This is a genomic window from Psychrobacter sp. DAB_AL32B (assembly GCF_002224105.1).
Taxonomy (GTDB): domain Bacteria; phylum Pseudomonadota; class Gammaproteobacteria; order Pseudomonadales; family Moraxellaceae; genus Psychrobacter.
The window spans coordinates 1-25,064 of sequence record NZ_NEXU01000048.1 but is presented as its reverse complement, the minus strand read 5'-3'; the positions used below and the strand labels follow the sequence as shown (position 1 = coordinate 25,064).

General features: G+C 39.5%; 15 protein-coding genes. 11 read left to right on the top strand and 4 right to left on the bottom strand.

All coding sequences use genetic code 11. The features are described from left to right. Positions 1-340: 340 nt before the first annotated feature. The 11 genes from CAN34_RS05320 to CAN34_RS05270 all read left to right on the top strand — a co-directional run bounded on the left by CAN34_RS05320 (position 341) and on the right by CAN34_RS05270 (position 20,355). Positions 341-793, top strand: coding sequence for a hypothetical protein (locus CAN34_RS05320; RefSeq protein WP_123891903.1), 453 nt, complete (start codon positions 341-343; stop codon positions 791-793). Continuing rightward, positions 780-3,092 (top strand): hypothetical protein, encoded by a 2,313-nt coding sequence (locus tag CAN34_RS05315; protein WP_089554760.1) that lies wholly within the window; start codon positions 780-782, stop codon positions 3,090-3,092. Before CAN34_RS05320 ends, CAN34_RS05315 begins: the two co-directional genes overlap by 14 nt. Beyond that, the gene (locus CAN34_RS05310; protein ID WP_089554759.1) at positions 3,085-5,115 is read left to right on the top strand and encodes a tyrosine-type recombinase/integrase; all 2,031 of its coding nucleotides are present in this window, start codon (positions 3,085-3,087) and stop codon (positions 5,113-5,115) included. The genes CAN34_RS05315 and CAN34_RS05310 overlap by 8 nt, the downstream gene beginning before the upstream one ends. A gap of 27 nt (positions 5,116-5,142) precedes the next feature. Further along, positions 5,143-6,246, top strand: coding sequence for a hypothetical protein (locus tag CAN34_RS05305; RefSeq protein WP_089554758.1), 1,104 nt, complete (start codon positions 5,143-5,145; stop codon positions 6,244-6,246). A 388-nt stretch (positions 6,247-6,634) separates the two neighbouring features. Further along, positions 6,635-7,234, top strand: a complete 600-nt coding sequence (locus CAN34_RS05300; RefSeq protein ID WP_089554757.1) for a DUF1819 family protein — start codon at positions 6,635-6,637, stop codon at positions 7,232-7,234. Further along, a complete protein-coding gene (locus CAN34_RS05295; protein WP_089554756.1) occupies positions 7,231-7,833 on the top strand; it encodes a DUF1788 domain-containing protein in 603 nt (200 codons plus the stop codon). The genes CAN34_RS05300 and CAN34_RS05295 overlap by 4 nt, the downstream gene beginning before the upstream one ends. A gap of 17 nt (positions 7,834-7,850) precedes the next feature. Next, positions 7,851-11,522 carry a BREX system P-loop protein BrxC gene (gene brxC, locus CAN34_RS05290; RefSeq protein ID WP_089554755.1) on the top strand — a complete coding sequence of 1,224 codons (3,672 nt, stop codon included), beginning with the start codon at positions 7,851-7,853 and terminating at the stop codon, positions 11,520-11,522. Positions 11,523-11,542: 20 nt separating this feature from the next. Next, complete coding sequence (locus tag CAN34_RS05285; protein ID WP_089554754.1) at positions 11,543-13,324, top strand: DUF262 domain-containing protein; 1,782 nt, start codon at positions 11,543-11,545, stop codon at positions 13,322-13,324. A 2-nt stretch (positions 13,325-13,326) separates the two neighbouring features. Then, on the top strand, positions 13,327-17,007 hold the full coding sequence (gene pglX / locus CAN34_RS05280) for a BREX-1 system adenine-specific DNA-methyltransferase PglX (RefSeq protein ID WP_089554753.1): 3,681 nt from the start codon (positions 13,327-13,329) through the stop codon (positions 17,005-17,007). Beyond that, complete coding sequence (pglZ, locus tag CAN34_RS05275; protein ID WP_254423101.1) at positions 17,004-19,667, top strand: BREX-1 system phosphatase PglZ type A; 2,664 nt, start codon at positions 17,004-17,006, stop codon at positions 19,665-19,667. The genes pglX and pglZ overlap by 4 nt, the downstream gene beginning before the upstream one ends. A gap of 250 nt (positions 19,668-19,917) precedes the next feature. Next, a complete protein-coding gene (locus tag CAN34_RS05270; protein WP_089554752.1) occupies positions 19,918-20,355 on the top strand; it encodes a hypothetical protein in 438 nt (145 codons plus the stop codon). Between the two features lie 216 nt (positions 20,356-20,571). Here CAN34_RS05270 and CAN34_RS05265 read toward each other — a convergent pair whose 3' ends face one another. From CAN34_RS05265 to CAN34_RS05250, 4 genes are all read right to left on the bottom strand, one after another. Then, complete coding sequence (locus tag CAN34_RS05265) at positions 20,572-22,476, bottom strand: DUF927 domain-containing protein (RefSeq protein WP_089554751.1); 1,905 nt, start codon at positions 22,474-22,476, stop codon at positions 20,572-20,574. Then, positions 22,473-22,730, bottom strand: coding sequence for an AlpA family transcriptional regulator (locus CAN34_RS05260; protein ID WP_165767615.1), 258 nt, complete (start codon positions 22,728-22,730; stop codon positions 22,473-22,475). The genes CAN34_RS05265 and CAN34_RS05260 overlap by 4 nt, the downstream gene beginning before the upstream one ends. Positions 22,731-22,909: 179 nt before the next feature. Further along, a complete protein-coding gene (locus CAN34_RS05255) occupies positions 22,910-23,716 on the bottom strand; it encodes a hypothetical protein (RefSeq protein WP_089554749.1) in 807 nt (268 codons plus the stop codon). Between the two features lie 164 nt (positions 23,717-23,880). Further along, a partial coding sequence (locus CAN34_RS05250; RefSeq protein WP_089554748.1) for a tyrosine-type recombinase/integrase occupies positions 23,881-25,064 on the bottom strand: 1,184 nt, incomplete at its 5' end.

Below are 25,064 nucleotides of genomic sequence, written 5' to 3'. Positions count from 1 at the left end.
TATAAGACGTTAACCTCCTCACCCAACTAGAATTGAAATTTTAAAATACTCTTCAGCCTTTATTTTATAATAGGTTGGAGAGTATTTTTTTCGTCTAAAAAATGGTTATGGATTAATATTTTAGTTATCTAAACATAAGGATATAACAGCGATATTAAGGTCTTTACAAAAGATAAGTTATAACATATCATAATTAATATAATTCACTGTTAATGATATTAAAATGAATAGTATTCATCTAAAACCTACCCAGAAGTTTATAACTTTTAGCAAATCTAAACTGGTTATTCATCAAGATGCGCAGGAGGCATTGTTGATATGGCATCAATTTAGGCCAAGAATGAAAGGTATAAATATAGGTGGCTTGGATGATTGTTATCGCCCACCGCTACGATTAGTCATTGGTAAAGATTCGACTTACTATTTTTTTAATGAGTTTAGACGAATTGATAGAGTTCTTACAGAGGAGGTGAGTTTGCGTCAGCCCTGTCTTGTCGCAGCTGAAAGCTTACAAGATATTAAGCGCTTGGCTTGGAGTGAGGTTATTGAGCTGGCATTCTCAAGAGGAATTTATCATCCTGAGTTTTTTAAGGCATTAAATACCAATGCGCCAAAAAGCATTATTTGCGAGCTCATGAATATTGATCGCCTGACGGTAGAGAATTATTGCAAGTTTGCTGGTATCAACCAAAGCGCTTATGAGTATCAGCAGTGCAAAGTGGCCGATGATCAGGCATTGCTGGGATTGCACAAAAATATGAATTGGATGGATGCCTCTTATGAGTCAAACTAAACTATTTGATGATGTGACTGTTAGGCGAGTATTAGACAAGCTTATCCCTATAGACTCGCCACATTATATGCAAATGCATGCGCTTGTGGCTCATATAATCAGCTTGGTGCCAGATGATGAGGTTGATTTAGTTTTTTCGACAACCTATGAAAATCTTAAAGGCTTCACTGATATAGACTGTGAAGATGTGATTAAACAAATCATTCGGCAAGGTAAAACAGTAGAGTGGGCGGTCAGCTATATGCTAATTGTCTTTTATCAGGTGTATGGCGAAGTTGATATCAATAATAATGCTTGGCGATTTATGAGCGGCTACTTAAAAGTGATGGTGATGATCACAGCACGCCACGACAAACACTTTGCCAAAATAGATAAGCTTAGCGTACGTGTTCGTATGGCGCTAAGACCTACTGATCCACAACGTAGGATTCTCGACCAGTTAATCAGCATTCATGCTCAGTGCGATAGCTTGTCCTCATGTTTACCTTATATCAGACAATATGAAGCAAACGTCAAACAGGAAGAGGCAACAGGTGAAACAGCCAACCAATATCTTGGTAGCAAAATTGGTCAAATTAGGTTGGCTTATGAGGTGGCGATTGATAATAAGGCTTTTATTGGTAAAACCTATACTGAAGATACTAAACGCGTAAAGTCGGCTCAAACAGTCACCAAAACAGTGGCGCATATCGATGGTGAGTCGCTACAAAGAATACTATTTAGTACGAAACAATCAAAAAAGCACAGTAACGTGGCAATCGCTGAAAATATTGCCGATGACGATGAAGTACCATTGCTAGACAATGACTTTAAGCCCGCCATACAAATTGCTAAATCCTCTGAGCTACAGCAATGGCGATTGAAAAATAACCATCAACACGCCCGCCGTAATCAATTTCACTTCCCAACCAATCATCGTCAGTTGAGTATTACTGGCTACCAAATGCTATTTGCTACGCTTTGGCAACGCTTTATTAGCGAAAATACAGAAGATAAGATTGGATATGCGGTATTACTGCTATCACTGCTAAGCGGTCTTAATATTGATAGCATCATTGCTGATTGGCAATGTAGTCGCAGTCAACGCAAGTATTTCATTTATGACAGTACCTGTAAAATCAGTCGCACTGCCATCACGATTGATGTGACCACCAATACTCGAAATCACCTCCTTGCCCACAGACAAAGCTATGGCAGTACCTTTTATCGCGCACTGCCTGTTGCCTTGCAGGTCATGCTTGAGGGTAAGCTTACTGTTTCATCCGATGAGATTAAATCGGCTCTTTCTTACGCTAAAAGCCAGCTTGACCTGCCAGCGCTTAGTCCTCAGCATATTGAAGTGGGACTGCTTGTCATTATCAAAAACGAGCTTAAACAGCCACTACATGCCGACCTGATCACAGGTGTTGATGTAAGGCATAGCTCTGCGCTGTATTACACTAGCACTAAAACGGTAGAGCTAGAGCAAAATTATATAAAAGCGGTAGAGCTGATAACTGAATACTGCAATGATGAACAAAAAGCACTTTTAATAGATGAGTGTAGCGTACCGATGAACGGGCATAGAAGCCACATTGGTAGTGATATGGCACTAAAGACCACAATGTGCCAGCAGTTCTTTAATCAACTGGCTGTCAGTGCCGAGAGCTTTAATGGCAAGCTAAAGTCACGCATAGATCGCTATATTGCGCAGTTTAATAGCTATAGTATTTGGTTGTGGCATATTGTCATGATCCAAACGGGTATCCGCCCAGTCAGACACGCACCAGGGTTGCCACACCAGTTTGATTTGAAGCGGCGTATATTGTGGGTGTCTGACAAAGAAGAACGTCATGCGCAGTCTGATGGCAGGCTCATTCCTCTTAGCAAGTTTTTGATAACTGCTATACAAAACTATATGACTTATATTGAGCAATTTGCCGCCATCTATAATCCATTATGTCCAGCAGCGCCTTATCCCATCAACGACATCTTACAATCTGAGCGTCCTCTCATTCAGCTGTATAAAAAGAACCCAAAGGGCTTTACTAGCATTACGCCAAGCCAAGTTCGCTACCAGTTACAAGACTTTTTTAGTCATCAGGATAATTGGCTGCGTCATCAGCTGAGATCTATGCTTACGGGGCGCGTGACTGACTATCTGATTTGCGCGCTTTACGGTCATGAGCATCCTAATCAAGAATTTATGCATCCAATGTCATCAAGCTTTATAAATCAGCTGCACCAGCTCAGTCCCCATTTAGATGCGATTGCTACAGACCTTCACTTAAAACAAATTGAGGTTCGCCTATATGGATAATATTAGCGCCCATAAACTGCGACAGCTTAATAGAGAAGAAGCTAAAAATAGTATCAAGCATGATGCTAAAGCCTTAATTAAAGAATATATCAATCAATATCCTATGCAATCGCCTTGTGAGCTTCAGCATCATTACGAAGCGATTAACCAGTTACTAGAGGAGAGTTTTGATACCGCTCAAAACTTCCAATTGGCGCGGCGCGGATTTTTAGAGTTTGTTCGTGATTATAATAAAGCTCACCAGATATACCTTAACGAGCCTGTGGTACCGATACTGGCGACTCGTGAGCGCTTGACCATTAACTATGACTGGTTCGTCAATGGACGCGCTGTAGCAAATAGTAGCGCGACAATGATAGAGGTTTGGCAACGAAAGCGGCGTTTTTCAGTGAGTGACTTGGTTGAGGGGTTACTATATTGCAGCATCATGTATGGCGGTATTAACGACATTGAAGTGTTAAAGGCACTCTATGGTTGGCTATTTGATGAACGTCAGATTTATCAAATTGACATGGCAGCGACTGATGAAAAAAGCAGGATAGAGCATTTGGCTATAATACCGCTTAGCGTACCTGATGATAACTATGGCTGCGCGGCTGATGAAAGTGAAAGTCTAAAGCGATTCGTTGATTATATTCCCGATGATATGAGCCTGTGTTTTTTATATACTCTAAAGGATAAAGAGTTAAACACTGCCAAGATAAAGCCATTTAATACCATAATCAACGATATCTCACAAACGCTTAAACTTACCAATAAGGATAGCGCTCGCCCGCAGCTCTCACTACTCATCAAATATGCCAACTACCACTGGAGACAGCTAGAGGGTAGTCTAATCGATGGTGCGCTAGCCGTGGTGAAACAAGGCGATATAAAGACAACAGGTTTGCCTACTGATAAGCTAATCAGTCATAACCGAGAGCTTATCAATCAAAACCCTAGGCTATTAGAATGGTCTGAGCTGTTTGATGCCAGTTATCAGTCATCGATAAAGTCGAATAGCCAAAGTAGTACCATAGACTATCCTAGTTTTAGTAAAAATCTGATCAAAGAGCTGCAAGATACGCTCAAATTAACTAGAAACGCCGCTATTTCTACTATTACCATATTAAAGACAGATGCTAGTCAGCCTAATGCGCAGCGCCTGCTTAGTTGGGTATTATCATTCCTGGATGATAATAGCATTCGGCTTAATACCATCAGTAAATACATCGGCTGCATTGGTCGCGACTGGTTGATGCTGACAATGGATGATGATGTTGATCAGTGGGAGGGTAATGACTTTGAGGAAGTTTATGAGCAAATTATTCAAAGTAAAGTGAAAGATAGCCGTAAGCTGTCTACACTGTGCAAGTTATCAGAGTTTGATGATACGTCTAGTAGTATAGATAACGATAACAATGCTACTGGTCAACCGCCATCTTATCTTGATCGTTTAAAAGATAGCCAGAAATTTACTTATGGCCGCCTAAAAGCCTTTCATGATCACCAGCGTATACACTTTGATGCCCCTTATGTGTATTTTCCATGGGGGAGTAATAGACAGGTAGTAAAAGCCAATATGGTATCACCACGTGTCTATCATGCAATGAAAGATTATATTCAGTCATCAAATTTAGAGATCGATCAAAAGCAATTATGCTTTGTGGTACTAGCACTTGCTTATCGCACAGGTATGCGTATCAATGAAATTATTGGCATTAAGGTTAGCGACATTGCTGATATAGGGTTTATTAATGGTCAAGTGATTGAAGCGCCAAAAATAATCCTCAAACCTAATCGGTATCGTAGGCTAAAAAGTAGTAGTGCCAAAAGAGTAATACCGATAGATAAGCTTTTGAAGACTGATGAGTTGCAACCGTTCATCGCATTCTATTATCAACAAAAAAGATTAAAAAGAAATTATTTATTCTCACAAGGATCAGGTGATCAACCACTACCGTCCGTATTCTTTAGTAATATGATGAAAATCATATGGGATAGATTGCTAATTACCCATGATTTCACCTTTCATAGCTTTTGACATACTGCAATTAGCCAATTAGTCCTGGTGTTAAGCGGCTCGCCACTTGCGCAGGTGATGACAGATTATGATAGAGATCATAGCGAGGCTATCGTTAGCGCCTTGCTTGCTAATAATAAAGAAAAAGGGATGTGGTTTGGGCTGGCTAGCTTTGCTGGGCATCTAACGTCAGATACTACGTTTGAATATTATATGCATACTGCTCATTTGCTAGTTGGCTGGCAAATGAGCCAAGCTAAGCTTGCTATGCCTATAACCGTATTTGAGATGGTGACAGGTATTGGTTATCAGACAGTGAATAGACAGGATAACAGGGCTTATGCTGCTAACACTAAACAGGTTCATCTCGATAAGATGCGTGGCTATTTAATTGGCAAAGTTGTTAACAAAGAGTCTCTATTTTCTTATAACAGCACATCAGCTAATATAGCTTGCCAGCAAAACACACAAAATGACGCAGTAGATACTCAGCCGTCTATATTTATTCACTCTAAAACCTATGATGTCATTGCGCTGTTAGAAGAGCTACAAAACATAAACATCGATAAAAGAGCTGAGCGGTTACCAGAGGTTGCACTTCGGCATGGCGTCGCTTTTAATGAGGCTAGGCAAATATATTATAGAGCCAGTCAGGTCTTTACTGATGATAAACTGCTTTTGAGTACGCCGACGGGACATAAAAACCAAGAGGTTTTAGTTAGAGCGCTTGATCGTGCGTATCAGATGTCGATTGATGAGCCTGCTAGACTGAAATTATTTAAGGAAATATTTAAAGATAAACACAACTTAAATACTTCATCGATCCATTTTGGGATTAAAAAGACCCAGCTTGAGATGCTACAGCAGTTTATGGCAGTAGGTTGTCAGCTTATAGATGCCAGTCATTGGCAAATTAGGGCGCATAGTGAGAAAGCAGTGCGAGATGTTAAAAAAGAGCTAAGGCTCGATAGCTCAATACGTGTTGGCTATCGTGAGCGTTTCCATGGTTATGAAGTACGGGTAGTACAGAAAAAACGTAAGCGGTCTGATAAAAATTTAGCGGTGACAGATGATTATTACGGCTCATCGGGGGTGCTAAAATATGTGGGATATTTACTTTTGCTATTAGTTATAAGTGAAATTAATGATTAAAGGAAGATGAGAGTATCCATTAAGATTAGAATTTTAAGGCTCTACAGCTTTTTGTTTAAATATCATGCTGTATTAATCTCTAAACGGTACCAATAATTACTCAACTGGCATAAGTGTGTTGATGTAGTAAACTTTGTCTCTTAAGAGATAGTATAACAATACTACTCAAGTTCGATATGATCCTGTAAAAAATACATAATTTTCATATAATCTACTTCGGTGTGTAGTATGAGCTGACTAATTGATGTAGTCTACGATCGACACTTAGTGCTCTGATAAAATAAAGATAAAAGCACTTATTTGGGACTTACATATGTGAGTCTTTTTTGTTGTCTATAAGTTGAAACTGTTAGGATTAACCGTATAACGAATCGTGAGAAACTAGGTAATGAATGTAAAAGACTATGTAGGTGACTTAATCGGAGCAAGTTTGCTGATCACTGAATCACGAATTATCGCAGAGTATTTATTAAAAAAATTATCTGATGATGAGTGGAAGTCACTTGTTATCGAGCAAAACATACTACAAAAAAGGTCGGGTCAGACAGCATCTCGCTACACTAAAACCATTCGCCAGCGTATTGAAGTACTTGGTGACGACTTTATAGTGTCGTTGCTTGAGTCTACTGAGCGTGCCTATATTCAGCTGTTAATGGCTGCACTACTTATTAACTCTCCAATAGTTGCGGACTTTATGCGATTGAGTCTGGCTGAAGCACGCAGAACCTATAAGCCAACATTAGCATCTGATGCTTGGACTGAGTTTTACGATACGCAAATACGTGTATATCCAGAACTTAATAAGTTCTTTGAGTCGACTATCAATAAAATGGGTAATAATGCGATTAGGTCGCTAGTGGACAGTGGCTATCTAAGTGATAGTCGTAAACGTCATATTCAACCTGTTTATCTGCTACCAGAAGTAAGAGAGTGTCTTATACACTTAGGTAGGGAAGATTTAATTGAAGTTATGGAGTGCACGATATGAAGGCTCTTCAAGGCAGACTTGATCTTATTCTTGAAAGGATAGAGGGACCTAAGTTTTTAAAAAACGATGGTTTAGGTAATGAGATAGGTTTTTGGGTATTTGATTATCCAGCAAAATACGAGTTGGTTGTACGAGAGCAAATCAATCATATTACTGACAAGCTACGCAAACGAAACTATCGCTTTGTACACCTAAATATATTTGAAGTGCTCATAGATATGCTCGAAGAACGAGGTTTATTTGATCGTGCTTGCCAGCGAGAAAAACAGGTTGGCGTTGATAGTCTACGTAAAACACTGGCAGGGCCATTAAGCCAAGAAAAGGTAGCCAAATTCATTGCTGATAGATATCAGCCGTCTGAGCTAGAGTTTGTATTGTTATCAGGGTTAGGTAGTGCGTGGCCGTTGGTCAGAGGACATGAGCTACTAAGTGCACTACAAGATGTTATGGGTAGCACTCCATTGGTTTTGTTCTATCCAGGTGAGTACAGTGGTAGAGACTTACATCCTTTTGGCATGATCGAATCTAAAAACTATTATCGTGCTTTTAAGTTGGTGCCTGAAGATGGCAAAAAGCCCTTAATTACTAATAATAAATAGAATAGGAAACCTCCCAAATGAATATTGAACAAATTTTTTCAAAAAAGCTAACTCGTGATATTAATGGTGTTGTAAAGGCTGAGCAGAAAGACAATGACAGTGTCTATGTTGAGCTTGATGAGTATGTTGTCACACAAGAGCTCAATAGACATTTTCGCACTTTTTTTGAGGCGTATGTACAGTCTATTGATAATAGCGGCTCAGAGATGTCTGGAAAAGTAGGAGTTTGGATATCAGGTTTTTTTGGCTCGGGAAAATCACATTTTTTAAAGATATTATCTTATTTACTAGAAAATAAGTCGGTAGAGAAAGATGGTGAGGGCAGGCAAGCATTCGATTTTTTCAAAGATAAAATTACCGATGCAAAATTATTGGCGGATATTAAAAAGTCTGTTGGTAAAGACACAGACGTTATTTTGTTCAATATTGATTCAAGGGCAAATACTGAGGATCGTGAGAACGCCATTCTAAAAGTGTTCTTGAAAGTATTTAATGAGCGTGTTGGTTACTGTGCTGATTTCCCTCATATTGCGCATTTAGAACGAGAGCTTGATAAACGCGGACAATATCAGTCTTTTAAAGATAGGTTTGCTGAGCTGACGATGTCTACGTGGGAAGAGGAGCGTGATGCATATGACTTCTATCGTGATGAGCTTTCAGAAGCTCTAGCTCATGCCAGCGATCAGTCTACAGAGTCTGCTAAAGACTGGGTACAACAAATAGAAAGCAACTTCCCACTGGACATACAAAACTTTTGTAAATGGGTAAATGATTATCTAGACAGTAGTGGTGACCGAAATTTATTGTTCATGGTCGACGAAGTGGGTCAGTTTATTGGGAAAAACACCCAAATGATGCTCAAGCTTCAGACTATTACTGAGAACTTGGGTACCGCTTGTAATGGCCGCGCTTGGGTAGTAGTCACATCACAGGCAGATATTGATGCCGCCATTGGGGGTATGAGTAAGGGTGATGGTGAAGACTTCTCTAAAATTCAGGGGCGTTTTAGTACCCGTCTACAGCTGTCTAGCTCAAACACTTCTGAAGTTATCCAAAAGCGCCTATTGTCTAAAACAGATAAGGCAAGTGAGATTCTTACAGAGGTGTTTGCGCAAAAAGGCGACATTCTACGTAATCAATTAACCTTTGATAAAACAACAACGGCAGTTTTAAAAGGTTATACGGATACTAAGTCTTTTGTAGATAACTATCCATTTGTACCCTATCACTATACGTTGGTTCAAAAGGTTTTTGAATCTATCAGAACCAAAGGGGCAACGGGTAAGCATTTAGCTATGGGTGAGCGCTCTTTATTAGATGCGTTTCAGTCTGCGGCAAAACAGATGAAGGATAATGAACTTGATGTACTGATTCCCTTCTATAGTTTCTATGCACCTATCGAGAGCTTTTTAGAGCCGGCAATCAAGCGCACTATTGATCAAGCATGTGAATTGGAGTCATTGACCGAGTTTGATCAAAACATCTTAAAAACACTTTTCTTGATTCGTTATGTTGATGTGGTCAAAAGTACTTTAGATAATCTGGTGACTTTATCGATTGATCGTATTGATACCGATAAAATTGCACTACGTAAGCAAATCGAAGACAGCCTAAATCGTTTAGAAAGACAGCTACTGATTGCTCGTAATAACGATGTGTTTATTTTCTTAACCAACGAAGAGAAAGAAATAGAAAACGAAATTCGTCAAACGGATTTTGAGATATCTGAAGTATCGAACAAGCTTTCAGCGATTGTATTTAATGACATTCTCAAAAATAACCGTACTTACCGCTATCCAGTAAATAAACAAGACTTTATGGTTAGCCGATTTTGTAACGGTCATCCTAAAGATGGGACGACCCTTGAAGATTTAGTTATTAAGGTAGTGTCACCACTGGATAGCCATTACGACAGCTTCTCTCATGAGCAGGCTTGTATTGAACATACATTAAAAGATAATGGCTCTGTACTGGTCAAGCTGGGTGAGCATAAGCGCCTGTGGGATGATTTGATAGTCTTTATTAAGACAGATCGCTTCTTAAAGCAAAACTCAGGACAGCGTCCAGAGCAAGAGCACCTGTTACGCGAAAAACAAATGGAAAATATGGCGCGTGAAAAACGTCTAAAGATGGATTTTGAGGCCTTATTTGCAGAGGCTGATATCTATGCAATTGGTACTAAGCTTCCCAAAAAGTCTTCAACACCAAGCACTATCGTTGAGGAATCCTATAAATACATCGTTGAGAATACCTTTGCTAAGTTAAACATGCTTAAGGTAACACCAGGTGAGGTACTACCTGAGCTGCAAAAAGTATTGATTGCAGATAACGTTGCACAGCTTGGATTGGATCTACAGGCGGATGAGTGCAATCCAGAAGCGACTCGTGAAGTAGAGCAGTATGTCACGCTCAAGATAGAGCGTAATGAAGCTGTCTATCTGAGTGATATTGTGACTCACTTTGGCAAACGTCCTTACGGCTGGCCAGTTAATGAGATATTGCTGTTAGTAGCAAGGCTTGGTTTGGCAGGCAAGATTTCATTTAGTACTCAAGGTAGCGACTTAGCTTTGAATAGAGCTTATGAGCCATTTAATAGCGTACGTAAGCGTGGCGATATACGAATCAATAAAATTCGTCAGGTTAATGAAAGTCAGGTTAAAAAGGCAGCAGCCTTAGTCAAACATTTATTTTCTAAAACCTTTACCGGCTCTGGTGAAAAAGAGCTGTATGAATTGGTAAAAAACGAGTTGATTGATTGGAATGAAGAGTTAAAGTCATTTCGCACTAAATCTCAAACAGGGCAATTCCCTGGCAAACCGCAAATTAATAATGGTTTAGCACTGGTTGCTGGCATATTAGAAAAAAAATCAAGCTTTGATTTCATTGAGCGCTTTTTGCAAGATGCAGAGGCACTTAAATCGTTCTCTGAAGACTTTGAAGATCTAGATGATTTTTATAATAGTCAGTTTCAAACATGGCAAGCACTCGCTGCTGCACTGAATGAGACATTTAAGGCAAACCTGCCAGCGCTCGAAAAGGAGTCTCAAGCCTCAAAGGCGTTAGTAGAGCTTAAGCTTATTTACGATATGCCTGCTCCCTATGGACATATGCGTCGCATTAAACCTCTCATTGAGCAAGTGGATAAGATTAATTTAGCCTTGATTAAGGAAAGGCGAGCTCATGCCCTTGAAAGAGTGGATGAGCGAATTGAGCGTATTAATCAAGCCTTAGTAGAAGCATCAGCAACTGCAGATATCAAAAATAAAGCGCTGCGTCCGCTACAAGTATGTAGAGAACGTATAGAGCATACCAATTCTATTCCCCAGATTTTTAGCGAACAGTCGGAAGCTGGAGATTATGAGGAAAGCGCGAATGAATTGTTAAATGCCTTTATCGCTGATCAGCGCCAACTAGCGGAAGCTGAAGTGCGTCGCCGAACCCTTGAGCAGAAAAAACAGCAAGCAGAAGCAGAGAAAGCAGGGAAGGTACTGCCACCACCTACACCCAAGCCTGTCATGCATGCTCCAGTTGCTAAACTAACCGTTACGATTGACCCTAGGGAAGCAATAGCTAAATCAGTTCCTAGTGGCTTTATCGAAAGCAAGGCTGAAGTAGATGCTTACCTTTCTGCTTTACGCGAGCAGCTAATAGCTGCTGTTGAAGCTGGCGAGCGAGTACGAATTAAATAATAAATGGATGAAGAATAGCTATGTATCAAGCAGGTGGAACAATAAGAACATTGTTAGATAAAGTCGCTGATCAAGAATATTTACTACCCGCTATTCAACGTGAATTCGTATGGCGTCCTGAACAGATTTGCATGCTTTTCGATAGTTTATTGCAAGGGTACCCATTTGGGACGTTTCTATTTTGGAAAATTAAACCTGAGAACCGTGATCTTTATCAGTTTTATCAGTTCATGCAGCACTATCATGAGCGAGATAACCACCACTGTGAGAATGTCACAAATCTACCTGAAAGAGAGTTTGTAGCTGTACTAGATGGACAGCAACGTATTACTGCACTGAATATTGGGTTGCGTGGATCATACGCTTGGAAACTTAATGGCAAATGGTGGAGTAATAACGATGCTTTTCCTGTACGCCGCCTTTATCTAAATCTATTAAAAACACCAGAACTAGAGACTGGTTTAGTGTACGGTTTTGAATTCCTTACTGATGAGAAAGCGGCTCAAGTAAACCAAGGCGATTACTGGTTTAGGGTGGGTCGTATTATGGAAGAAGAGGAAGATACGCTTATAGACGAGGTTGCTGACGATGACACATTAACCTCGGAGCAAAAAAAAGAAGCTCGTTCGACACTTCGTCATTTGTATAGAACCATTCATGATAAAGACAAGATCGCTTTTTACGAGGAAAGTGACCAAAGTCTCGAACGTGTACTGAACATCTTTATCCGAATGAACAGTGGTGGCACTACGCTCTCTTATTCTGATTTATTGCTCTCGATAGCCGTGGCGCAGTGGAGTACTTTGGATGCACGTGAAGAAATACATGCCTTAGTAGATGAGATGAAGCGCGTTGGCGACGGATTTAATGTCTCTAAAGATTTAGTGTTAAAGGCAGGGTTAATGCTATCGGATATAGGTAGTGTTGGTTTTAAAGTTGAAAACTTTAATAAAGAAAATATGACTATTCTAGAGAAGAACTGGACGCCTATACGTGAAGCGTTATTATTAACGATGCAATTGCTGGCAAGTTTTGGGTTTAATGAACAGAATCTAAGAGCAACCAGTGCCATCTTACCATTAGCTTATTATTTGTATCATCGTAAGCTAACCTCTTCATACCTTACTCGTTCAGAATATGCTGTGGATAGAGATAATATTCGCTATTGGCTCACTCGGTCGCTACTTAAAGCCTCAGGTATCTGGGGAAGTGGGCTTGATACTTTGCTCACTGCACTTCGAGCTGATATCAAGCAATTTGGTAGTGACTCATTCCCGATAGTAAAAATTGAAGCCACTATGATGCTACGAGGTAAGTCACTACGATTTGATCCTGAAGAGATTAGCGAGCTTGCTCAGCTTGACTATGGTAATCCGAGAACGTTTGCATTATTAGCGCTGCTTTTCCCAGGGTTTGATTTTTCACGCCATTTCCATGTTGACCATATCTATCCAAAGGGTTTGTTTACTAAAAATAAGCTGACTAAAGTAGGCGTGCCAGCCGAATTGCAAGAAGAGATGATTGAAGCCTCAAACAAGCTACCCAACCTACAGCTGCTCGAAGGCTCAATGAATAATGAGAAACGTCAAAAGATGCCGCATGATTGGTATGCAAAACAATGGCCAGAAAGTAATGCTAGGGTAGCGCATCTACAGTCTCAAGCTATCTCGTCACTACCTGAAGAGTTAACTGATTTTATGACGTTTTACCATGAACGTCAGCAAACACTGCATGCTCGTATCAAAACTGCGTTAAATTCTGTAGAAAATACAGCAAGTATCAATACTGAGGCACAAGACTAACCATGAATACCAGTAATATAAAAAAGTATGCTCCAAAAGCACGTATCGAATTTATGGATGCGGTGACTAAACGACTAAATAGTTTTGGTATCTCTCAAACGAAAGGCACCGCTAGCAATGCAGGCGAGCTACGAATCGCTGAGGCAGTCGTTCAGGGCTCTGTATTACAGATCGATGGTAACAGCTTCGACAGTGCTTTAGCTGAGCCTAGACGTCGTTTGGTTGTGCGTAGCGAGCAGTTGGGTTTTGCACAATTGGTAGAGCAAGAAGCTTATACGTGGTTCAACCGTCTATGCGCGATTCGTTACATGGAGATTCATGACTATCTCGGGCATGGTTTTAGAGTATTGTCGCATCCAGACAACCCTACAGGCTTTGAAATCATCGATCATGCAGTAGATGCTGCTGATGAGTTAGATTTAGATCGTGATTATATTGTTGAGCTAAAGCTGGCAGGCAATAAAGATGAAGTCCTATATCGTGAGCTGCTACTCAAACAATGTCATAAACTTCATCAAGCGATGCCATTCTTGTTTGAAGCATTGAATGATGCATCTGAGCTGTTATTGCCGGATAACCTGACACGTACCGACTCGATTCTGCGCGGCTTGGTTGATGGTATTCCTGAAGAAGACTGGCAACAAGTTGAGGTGATTGGTTGGCTATACCAATTCTATATTTCTGAGAAAAAAGATGAGGTGATGGGCAAGGTTGTCAAAAGTGAAGACATCCCAGCGGCGACTCAGCTATTCACTCCCAACTGGATTGTAAAGTACCTAGTGCAAAACTCAGTAGGTCGCCAATGGTTACAGACCTATCCTGAGTCACCTATCAAAAGTCAGATGGAATACTACATAGAACCGGCAGAGCAATCTGCTGAGGTGAATGAGAAGCTACAAGCTATTACCCCTGATAGCATTGAACCTGAGAGCATAAAGGTACTCGATCCAGCAGTAGGTTCTGGCCATATATTAATCGAAGCTTATAACGTACTAAAGGCTATCTATGAGGAACGAGGCTACCGCCCGCGTGAGATACCAAAGCTGATACTAGAAAACAATCTATATGGCTTAGATATCGACGACCGTGCTGCCCAGCTTTCAGGTTTTGCTTTAATGATGATGGCACGTGATGATGACAAACGTATCTTTACCCGCAATGTACGTCTCAATGTACTGGCGCTACAAGAAGGCAATCATATCAACTTGCCAGCCCAGTGGCGCGCGCTGAATTTATCTGGCGGTTGGGATACGGGTGCAGCACAAGATATGTTCGCTGATGACGCACATGACCTAAGCTCGTTTGAAGCCGACAATCGCTATCAGCTGTTGCAGCATACCTTAGCGCGTTTCACTCAAGCTAAAACATTTGGTTCTCTAATTGACGTGCCAGCAGGTGAGTATGATGGCTTAAAGGAGATGCATGAGACTCTGAGTGAACTGGCGGAGTCTGGTGACTCATTTCAAAGGCCAGCTGCCAAGCAGTTGATTGATATTGTCCATCAGGCGCTTATTCTATCGATTCGTTATGATGCTGTGATTGCTAATCCGCCGTATATGGGTAGTAATGGTATGAATGTGACACTAGATAGTTTTGCTAAAAAAGGATATCCAAATAGTAAATCAGATCTATTTGCAATGTTTATAGAGCGTGGATTTAATTTAATTAAAGTGAATGGTTATAACTCGATGGTTACCATGCAGTCTTGGATGTTCTTATCAAGCTATGAAAAAATGAGGAAGAGAATATTAAACAAAAAAAATATAGAAACAATGGTTCATATGGGTAATGGCGTAATGAAAATCGCATTTGGAACAAATGCTGCTATATTCCGTAATATTTGTATTGATGGTTATATTGGCTCTTTTTCCTATGTAGAAAATAATGATATTAATAAGCAAGGTGTACCAGTTGAATTTCCCGTTAAAAATGCAAGGTTGAAAAATGTTGCCCTAGAAAACTTTAAACAAGTCCCTGGTAGTCCAATTGCTTATTGGGCCTCAGAAAAACTACTAAATACATTTATAAATTCAGAGAAGATAGGTGATCTGATATCTACTTCTCAGGGTATGAAAACACTTAATAACGAAAGATTTGTCAAAGATTGGTCTGAAATAGAAATTGATAAAATGGCTTTAGACTCTATTTTTAATCTTTCCCCAAAATGGTATCCCATAAACCACGGAGGAAGTTTCAGGAAATGGTATGGAAATAATGAGTCTGTAATTAATTGGGAGAATGATGGACAAGAAATTAAAAGCTTAGCAGAAGAGAGGTATGACTCAGTAACTAGAACTGTAACAGGTATGAAGCATTATTTTAAGCCAGGAATAACTTGGTCAGCTATATCATCAGGGAAACTTAGCGTTAGAATGTTCCCTAAAGGGTCTTTATTTACTAATGCAGGAATGTGTGGTTTTGGTTCTGAAGATAACTTAAACCTAATAGCAGCATTTCTTAACTCAAAGGTCGCTAGAGTTTTACTAGAGTTTATCTCACCAACATTAAATTACGGACCGAATCAGATAAAGTTATTACCTATTAAAGATTGTGAAAATATAACTGACTTTATAAATGAAAACTTTGAGGTAATACTAAAGATATCTAAGGAAGATTGGGATAGCGTTGAAAGTTCATGGGATTTTAAGCATCATCCTCTCGTTTGTACAATAGATAAAACCAAAAATATTAAAGCAGTAATTTTACTTGAAAACTATATTTACAAAGTAAGGGAGTTGGTAAACAAGGCTCGTCTTATTGAAGAAGAAAATAATAAAGTATTTATTTCTGCATATGATTTAGAAGAAGAGTTAGACGCAACCGTTGATACCAAAGATGTGAGCCTTTTATCGAATCCATTTTATGTATATGGAACAAAGAACGTAGAAAATTTAGAGAGAAGTGCATTGCTAGTAAGTTTTATTAGCTATTTCATAGGCTGTTATATGGGGCGGTATTCTTTAGATAGAAACGGTATAGTCTATGCTCATTCAAATGATAAATTATTTGATGAGCTCGTCGCTGAGGGCGCTTATAAAAGCTTCCCTGCTGATCATAATGCTATCGTTCCATTGACCGATCAAGAGTGGTTTAAAGACGACGCCACTGACCGTTTTCGTGAGTTTGTACAAGTGGTATGGGGTTCTGAGCATCTACAAGAGAACTTAGACTTTATCGCTGAGTCTTTATGTTTACATGCGATCAAGCCTAAAAAGTCTGAATCTGCTCTAGATACTATACGTCGCTATCTATCGACCCAATTCTATAAAGACCATCTGAAGACTTATAAAAAGCGCCCCATTTACTGGCTATTTAGCTCAGGAAAACACAAGGCTTTTGAGTGCCTAGTTTATTTGCACCGTTATAACGAAGGTACACTGTCACGTATGCGTACAGAGTACGTCACGCCACTACTGGGTAAGTATGATGCTTATGCTGAGCAGCTTGAAAAACAGGTTGAAACAGCTGAATCCACAAGCGATAGCAACCGCTTTAAAAAAGAATTGGCTACCTTGGCAAAACAGCAGGTTGAGCTGCGTGAGTTTAATGACAAGCTGAAACATTACGCCGATATGCGTATCTCCTTAGATTTAGATGATGGTGTAAAAGTAAACTACGGTAAATTTGGTGACTTGCTAGCTGATGTGAAGGCCATTACTGGTTCAGCACCGGAGATGAAATGATGCAAATTAGCGAGTTAGCACAAGGTCTTACATCCAAGTTTGAGCAAAGTAGAATCGTATTTTGGTATGACCCTGACCAAAGCTTTACCGAAGATTTAGAGCAGCTTAATGCGCCTTTAAATACAGCTACTTCTAGCCATACTAATAATAACGCTAGTGATATCTCAGAGCTAGTTATTATAAATATGGCTAATGAGTCTGTATTAGCGGTTAAAAAACGTATTGAGATTGATGAGCCAAAAGGGCGTTTCATACTTTATTTCCCTCATACAGAGCCAGAACCTGAGCGTGATTGGTTGCTTGATATACGCCTCTACAGTGAGCAGTTCTTTGCAGATCATAGCTCAATGCTACTTAATGAGCTGGGAATTACTAAAATGGCGCTGCGAACTCATATCCATAAGCGCCAAGCGTTTTTTGCTAATAAGCAGCGCTTCGCTGGACTTAAGCGCTGGGTGGTAGCAAACGAAGATGAGCAGTCGCTTGATCTAAAAATGATTGCCGTTACTGTAAAAGCTGATTCAATAGCTCTGTCTGATATCTTGCTCAGTTTACTAAAGGAGTATGCTGTCAGCTTAGAGGATGAGGCTAAAGCTACACCACTGTGGAGCCAACTTGCTAAATTTGACCTACAAGCATCGCTATGGGCATGTCTGGATGACAGTTATGGTTACGTGAGTGAACAGCCGTCATTTGCAGATTTTGTGCTCAAGCTCTTCTGTACAGACTTTTGGAGTCAAATTGAAGGGGTAGAGCGCGATTGGTTGTCTAATAATGTGTTAAAAAATGCTGCTGGTCGCGCAACGGCACTGGCGTTTATGGTGAGCTGGCGTGATATTCGCTCGTATGCTGGCTTCTATAAAGTTATTGCCAGTGTCTTAAGTCATCAACTAGATATCGCTAACCACAGCAGCCAATATCGTCCAATTGAGCTAATAGAGTGCGAAACCTTTGAAGCAGTTGAACAAAATATTATTATTGGCTTAGTAGATAGCTTGCTGAATAGCAGTCAAGCATTAGATCGAGTGCAGTTTAATACGATAGTTTCACGCCGGCTGGCAAGCTATTGGAGTTTATCTAAGTCAAAATATAATAGACTTTATGAAGCGCTACGTAATGCTGAAACGCTTATTTATCTTCGTAAAAAGTATATAGATGGATTCCACTTTGACAATGCCAAAATGATGTATGACGCTTATGCCACTGATATTTTTCGATTCGATCAAGCGTACCGGCTATTCAATGAGTATGTGCATACCTCACTAAGCAGTGGTTCCGACATCCTCAGACAGCTAGATGATGAAGTAGAGAGCCTATATACCAATTGGTATCTTTACGAGTTGGGTTTAGCATGGGATCGTCATTTAGGTGATGAAAATTTATTGGATGAATGGAAAATAGCAGACATTCCAAATCAGTATGACTTCTATAAAAATAACGTTCAATTCCCCTTAAATACGACGCAGCTCAAACGTGTATTTGTGATTGTTTCTGACGCGCTACGTTATGAAGTTGCCTCTGAGCTTGAGTCAGTTATTAATCATGAAAACAAACGATTCAAGTCGACAATTTCAACACAGCTAGGGGTGTTACCAAGCTACACTCAGTTAGGTATGGCAGCCCTGCTTCCTCATGAGTCCCTTAGTTATCAGCCTGCAAGAAGCAAAGCTGTATATGTTGATGGCGTCTCATCCGCAGGTTTGCCTAAACGAAATGAGATACTACAAAAAGTTGGCGGTATGGCAGTGAGTGCAACAGACTTAATAAATTGGAGTAATCAAGAGGGGCGCGATAAAATTCGTGATGCAAGTGTAGTTTATATTTATCATGATACGATCGATGCCATTGGTGATACAAAATCAACCGAAGAAAAAACCTTTGAAGCTTGTCGTAGTGCCATTGATGAGCTAAAAAATCTAGTTGGTCGAATAATAAATCGTCTTAATGGTAGCTATGTGGTGATAACTGCTGATCATGGATTTCTTTTCCAACAAAAAGAGCTTGTTGCCGATAACAAAACCAAGTTGATGACACAACCTAGTGGCGTTATGGAAGCCAAAAAGCGTTATGTGATTGGTGAACAACTACCATCAGATGATGCCTACTGGAAAGGAGCTATTAGTAACACAGCTAATGGTTTGGTTGATTGTTCATGCCAAACCGAATTTCTAATACCTAAAGCTAGTCAGCGTTTCCATTTCGTTAGTGGTGCTAAATTTGTTCATGGTGGTGCTATGCTACAAGAGATATGCGTTCCTGTCATCCATGTTCGAGAATTGGATAAAGAGCAAGCGGCTAAACTGGAGAAACAGCCAGTTGGTATTTTTGTTGTGACTCAGCCTATAAAATTAGTAAATAATATCGATAAAGTGACTTTTATTCAAACGGATATAGTTGGTGAGAAGTTTAGCTCTCATAAAATAAATATTTTTATTTTAGATAATGAAGGCAATGAGGTCTCTAGCCGAGAAACTATTAACTTTGATAGTAGTAGCAAGACTATGGATGAGCGTACTCGTGAAGTAAGGCTAAAACTGATTGGCTCGAAGTTCGATCGTAATGCGCAGTATAAGTTAGTGCTAGAGAACGCAGAGACCAAGACTAATTATAGCAAGTACGATGTCACGATTGATCTGGCGCATCGTGATGATTTTTTCTAAAAGGAAATGTACTTGCGTTAAGGGTATTTAAATTAACGTGTCCCCTCTGTCCCAGTTATGCCTTAATGTAAGGGACAGCTCTTAGCGCTTGCGCTGTATAGTTTGTCCCACTCGTCCCATCTGTCCCAGTGTTTTTACGAGTAATTGTTTCTTTAGCTTTATAAGTAAGAATAGTTAAATTTTAAAGCTATCTAAATTTACACTTTCACCATAAAATATATTTTACATATAATCATATCAAGGAGTTATGATGAAGGTTTTGAGAGGGTTTTTAGCTTGTTTGGCAGTAACGGCTGTTTCTCTAAATTCGACAAACGCTAAAATTAATAATGGTAATGATTTTTTTAATAATCAACAGGTAGAGGTATTTGACCAACCTTTGGGTGATGGCGTTAGGTCAACAACTTGGTATGCTAAACCATTGAGAGTACAACTACCTGAAAACAATGCTTTAAAGCCTGAGGTAATGTGGCTTCAGGTATATTCAGACGGATATACGGGCATCTTTAATCAGTATGTTGAAATAAACTGTAAGGAGCCAGTCAAGTCTCATATTATGACAGCTGATGGAGATAAGATCAGCCTTAAAAAATCCATGGCTTATCCAAATAACCCTCGGGATAAAAACTTTACAGATCGTATAGATAGAGATGCGGTTGGAGGTATATTCTCGTATTATTGTTCTTAAAACATATAAGCAAATATCTTATTTAAAAAGCTCTCTTATTCTATGAGTAAGAGAGCTTTTATTTTCCTGATATTAAATTACTATCTACAAATCATTCACTCTTTTACCCTAACTACCTTTTTTAGCCAGGGACAATTGGGACAGCGTGACAATGCTAGTCATTAAGGCATTTAGAGTAGTCCCAGTCACTTTAAGTTATGGGACGACTGGGACATATTAATTAATATTAGTACTTTTATTTGGCTCATAGCTTAATATATCGCCTTTAATAACGTAAACACGAGGACGATGTTTGATACAACTTTGTGGTAATTTATAAGCCATGCGACCAGGCTCATTCTTAGAAGTGTCTAAAAGCTCGGCATTCATCAAAACTTGCAATACTTTTCGCTTACTAAAAGGTGAGCACACATCTTTTTCAAAGTTACTAGTATAGAAATAGAACTCGTTTGTGTCACGGTTATGGTAGCCAGAGCGATTACTAATTTTGTCCTCAAAAACTGCAGATCTTTTTTCATAACAAGGCTGGAATCTACTTGAACCATGTTTCTCAATAAATGCTTTGACATTATTAATAATTTGTCGATCTTCATGCTCACTATCACGTCCATAATTGTCAAGCCAGTTATGCAGGCAAACTTTAACAGCTGATGTTGCCTGACCTTCTTGCCAACCAGTGATGCCAGCCAGGGTTGCCATCTCTCCGGCTGCAGCTACAAGCGCAAATCTTTTGGCGACCCTATGTGGCTGTGATGATAGATCATTATACTGGAGCATAAATTTTTTAATTAAGCTGTTAGCTTTAGCTGTGGTTTCTGCCTTATCAGTAGTAATATATTCAAGCCAAGCGATTCCTGCTGTGCCGTGATAGTGAGAGACAAGTTCTTTAATTTTATCTGCCTGCGCTGCGCCAGAGTCTGCCATGACTAAACTATCGAAAATTCCATGACCGAAGCCTGCATCAGCCTCAATATGAGCAACACGTACCTCGACTCCTGCAGTAACTTCCTTAGACTCATACGCAACATGTTGTTTGATAGATTGCTCACCATTGGATAGAAATATGAGGCGCCAAGTATGAGATTTTTGGTTGGTTCCAGAGACAGAACTTCGTGATTTGCTAACTCCATTAGCTAGCATGTAAGCAGTTTTGACAGCGATGTTAGATTCGAGCTGACCTATTTCATCTAGCAGCAAAATGCTATCGTTATGTTCTCTAGCTGTACCCTCAAGTGCATTGTCCGTTTGTCGCCAACTTCTGACTATTTGTCTCGGATTTCCCCATATACTAGCCGCTAAACACATTGTAATCGACTTACCGATACTAGATGAGCCTAATAAGTGAAAGCCACCCCCATCAAAGCCTAATGGTTCTAATAATTGTCCTGAGAATGCACAGCATAGTGAGAACACTAAACGACTCTGTTCTGCTATTGGTCGGCATATCTCATCACGCCATTGAACTAACGTACCTCGCTGAGATGGCGCTTTACTGATGTTAGTACTAGATTGATATACAATAATTTCATCATTATTAACACCTAAAGAGCTATTGTGTAATACATATTGTTCATCATTCCAGCCCAGGTTATTAACAAGTAATGCTCTCGTCTTAATGGGCTGCTGTAAATAAATATCTAAATAATGACGATGTTTAGCATTCGGTGTAATGGTTAAACCTTTGCTAGCTAGATATTTACGGTATTCGCGTGTATCGCCAAGGAATGAGTCAATTGCTATAGAGTGTTGATGCATTACTCCATCAGCATCAAACCACCTTATTAATACACCCCATGAAGTGCTATGAGCATCTCGCGTTTTGGCAATAACCTCTATGGGTGAGCAAATAAAAACAGCATGCTCTGTAGATGGTTTTGAGGATTTATTCTTATTCAGATGTACATAATATAAACCATTCGAACGTGACTCAAAGACCCCATTTTCGTAAACGAATCGTTCATCTGATTTAGTTTCTGCTATAATTTCAGTTGATGGCTGGTCAGTGTCATCTGTATTGTTTTCTAAAAGCTGAGCATCCTGCAAGATGCTCAGCTTTTTTATTGGGTCAGCTGATTGCTCATCAACAGTCTCAGGAGGGATAGCCTTGTTATGTTTACTCATGATTGTTTCTCCTCATCTGATGATGAGGTATGGCTCTCTAGCCATCGATTTATGTCGGATAGACGCCAAAGGCTGGCGCGTCCGATTTTTATTGGGGCAGGAAACTCGCCAATTTTGATGAGATGGTAGAGATGTTTAGCCGAAAACCCCGTTATGCCGCATGTGGCCGGTCTGGCTGTAATGGTGCGTTGCTGACCTGATTCAGTGGCATAGTTGCGAGCTGGGCGCTCAGGTTGGTTTGCGAGATCTGACATTCGCAAATATCGATTTTTCAGTTTCATATTATTACTCCACAGCATTGTGAGTTGGTATTGGTACTGGCTAGTGCTGCAGAGTAATGATAGAAGCAAATCTAAGACGTTGAAATAACTATACATGTATAATGCACACTATACGCGTATAGTGTGCATACTTAAGCATTACTTATTGTGAATTACGAAAAATCACCTTTAACGGCAGCTCTTAAGTATCTTAAAATAGTACTATAAGCAAGGTTCTTTTCATTTTCATTTATATAAATATGCTCTGCTGCTTTAGCAGCGCTTGGAAAATTTTTCTCTCTCATGATTTTCAAATATTTATTTTTTCTATTTGGCCTATCCTGATTGTTTTCTTCCCACCGTTTATTAACAGCCTTTTTGCTTTTTGCGGAAATCTCTCTTTGAAGATAGTTTTTGCTCTCATAATCGATTTGAACAACTGCACCGCTATATAGAACTATTGCATAATCATGGTACGTTAAGGCCACATCAAATGCGTCAAGATCAAATGCTAATAATGAGAGATCTTTATACAAGTAAATTCTAATAAGCTCCTCTATCATATGTTTTAGTCTATCTAGCTCAGCTCCAGAATAAGGTGCTAATATTTTTTGAAAATTATGGTATTCATGAATTTCAGTATCTATGTCTTCATCAATTTTTGCAAAAAGATTCTCGGTGTACCGGTTTAAAGCATATACGTCCTTACTCTCTGTGCGTTTTCTACTTGTATAACCTTTCTGGTAAATTGTTAGATTTTCTTGAAAATAGCTACGATCGAACTTAAACTTCTCATCGATGTATGCGTTGGCTGCCGCTTCAATAATTTCTAAATAATAGATATTATTTTTCTGTTGTAGTTCGTGGCATTTTTCGTGAGATAATATGTTACGCGCTATATCAATAGTTCTTGGTCTTTCTATATTGTCCATAACTGATCTAAAACAGTTTTGATTATTGATCGCTTGAGGGTCAAACATATTTTTCTGCCTTCATATGATACGAGTAAAGTGTCTAAGTAAGTAATAGCTATTGTTTTGGTAATTAATCCTAGCCTTGTATATAATATTGATAGCAATTTACTATCAAGTCAGGTCTGTCAGGCCAACACTGAAAATAGTATTAAATCAGATTATCCATAATCTCAAAGCTGCTCAGCTAGTTTTAGTAAAACGTCCTCAGTTATGCCTTGTGCTCGTAAGTTTTTAATTAATACCTCTTTTTGATAGATGACCATTTCAGCAACTTGCTGACCTCTTTTAGCTAATAATGCTTCGAGTTCATCGGGCTCTAATAAATCAAAGCGCACGGCTTTACCAGCTCGTAGGTCATCAAGGTGGTTCGCCCATTGGGTCATCATGACCTGTCGTTCTGCTAAGTGTGCGGATAGATCATAACGCTTCTTCACGCTTGACTGCTCAAGATGAGCTAATTGTATTTCTATAAGATTTTCACTAAATTGCAACTCATGTAATCCTGTGCTGGCGAGCTGTCTGAATCCGTGACCAGTCATTTTAGGATAGGGGTCACCTGTATAGCCCATCCGTTTTAATGCCTGATTGAACCATACATCACTGTACGGTTTATTACGTTCAAAGTTATAAAACACGTAACACGTTTTTTGTGTCAGAGGTCGCATACGCTCGATGATGGTCATAGCTTGTGGTGATAATGGAATAATGTGATCTTGCCGCATTTTCATCTTATGCGCTGGTATGCGCCACACGTTCTTATGATAATCAATTTCTGACCACTCAAAAAACCTTAATTCTTTCGTTCTAACAAAGCATAGCGCCATCAGCTGCATACCTGCCACTGTTTGTTCATGCCCATTCAGGTTATCTTTACCATAGTTGTCAATATTGCGTAATAGCTCTGAGAATTGGTGTTGTTCAATCGCTTTCATACGTTCAGCTTTATGAGGTCGTAATGCTTTGCTGCGCCCATGAGCGATGTTAATAATATCGTAGCCTAATGTATTGATAGCATACTCAAAGACTGAGCTGATCAAGGCAACGCACTTGTGCGACGTATCGGTCGTCCATTTGCCGCGCTCTTCAAAGTAGGTTTGGATGGCTAGCCCAGTTTTGATGACATCCTGTGCTGTGATAGAGGCAATAGGGTAGTCACCGATATGCGGCGCAACGTGTTTATCTAAATAATTATGAAGTTTTTGAACATTCTTGGGTGTAGTGTTAGATTTTTCGTTGATATAACTCTTGGCAATTACTCTAAATAAGTCTTTTTTCTCAAAGTTATTCTTTTCATGACTTTTCTGTTCAGTCGGTTCATTACCATTCCTGTCTATTTCTTTGACTCTATCACGTG

What these genes read in the sequence shown, in the direction of transcription:
- pglZ (WP_254423101.1), top strand. Translation starts at nt 17,004, where the DNA reads ATGATGCAAATTAGCGAGTTAGCACAAGGTCTTACATCCAAGTTTGAG.
- pglX (WP_089554753.1), top strand. Translation starts at nt 13,327, where the DNA reads ATGAATACCAGTAATATAAAAAAGTATGCTCCAAAAGCACGTATCGAA.
- CAN34_RS05320 (WP_123891903.1), top strand. Translation starts at nt 341, where the DNA reads ATGAAAGGTATAAATATAGGTGGCTTGGATGATTGTTATCGCCCACCG.
- CAN34_RS05260 (WP_165767615.1), bottom strand. Translation starts at nt 22,730, where the DNA reads ATGTCAGATCTCGCAAACCAACCTGAGCGCCCAGCTCGCAACTATGCC.
- CAN34_RS05265 (WP_089554751.1), bottom strand. Translation starts at nt 22,476, where the DNA reads ATGAGTAAACATAACAAGGCTATCCCTCCTGAGACTGTTGATGAGCAA.
- CAN34_RS05255 (WP_089554749.1), bottom strand. Translation starts at nt 23,716, where the DNA reads ATGTTTGACCCTCAAGCGATCAATAATCAAAACTGTTTTAGATCAGTT.
- CAN34_RS05300 (WP_089554757.1), top strand. Translation starts at nt 6,635, where the DNA reads ATGAATGTAAAAGACTATGTAGGTGACTTAATCGGAGCAAGTTTGCTG.
- brxC (WP_089554755.1), top strand. Translation starts at nt 7,851, where the DNA reads ATGAATATTGAACAAATTTTTTCAAAAAAGCTAACTCGTGATATTAAT.
- CAN34_RS05270 (WP_089554752.1), top strand. Translation starts at nt 19,918, where the DNA reads ATGAAGGTTTTGAGAGGGTTTTTAGCTTGTTTGGCAGTAACGGCTGTT.
- CAN34_RS05315 (WP_089554760.1), top strand. Translation starts at nt 780, where the DNA reads ATGAGTCAAACTAAACTATTTGATGATGTGACTGTTAGGCGAGTATTA.
- CAN34_RS05295 (WP_089554756.1), top strand. Translation starts at nt 7,231, where the DNA reads ATGAAGGCTCTTCAAGGCAGACTTGATCTTATTCTTGAAAGGATAGAG.
- CAN34_RS05310 (WP_089554759.1), top strand. Translation starts at nt 3,085, where the DNA reads ATGGATAATATTAGCGCCCATAAACTGCGACAGCTTAATAGAGAAGAA.
- CAN34_RS05285 (WP_089554754.1), top strand. Translation starts at nt 11,543, where the DNA reads ATGTATCAAGCAGGTGGAACAATAAGAACATTGTTAGATAAAGTCGCT.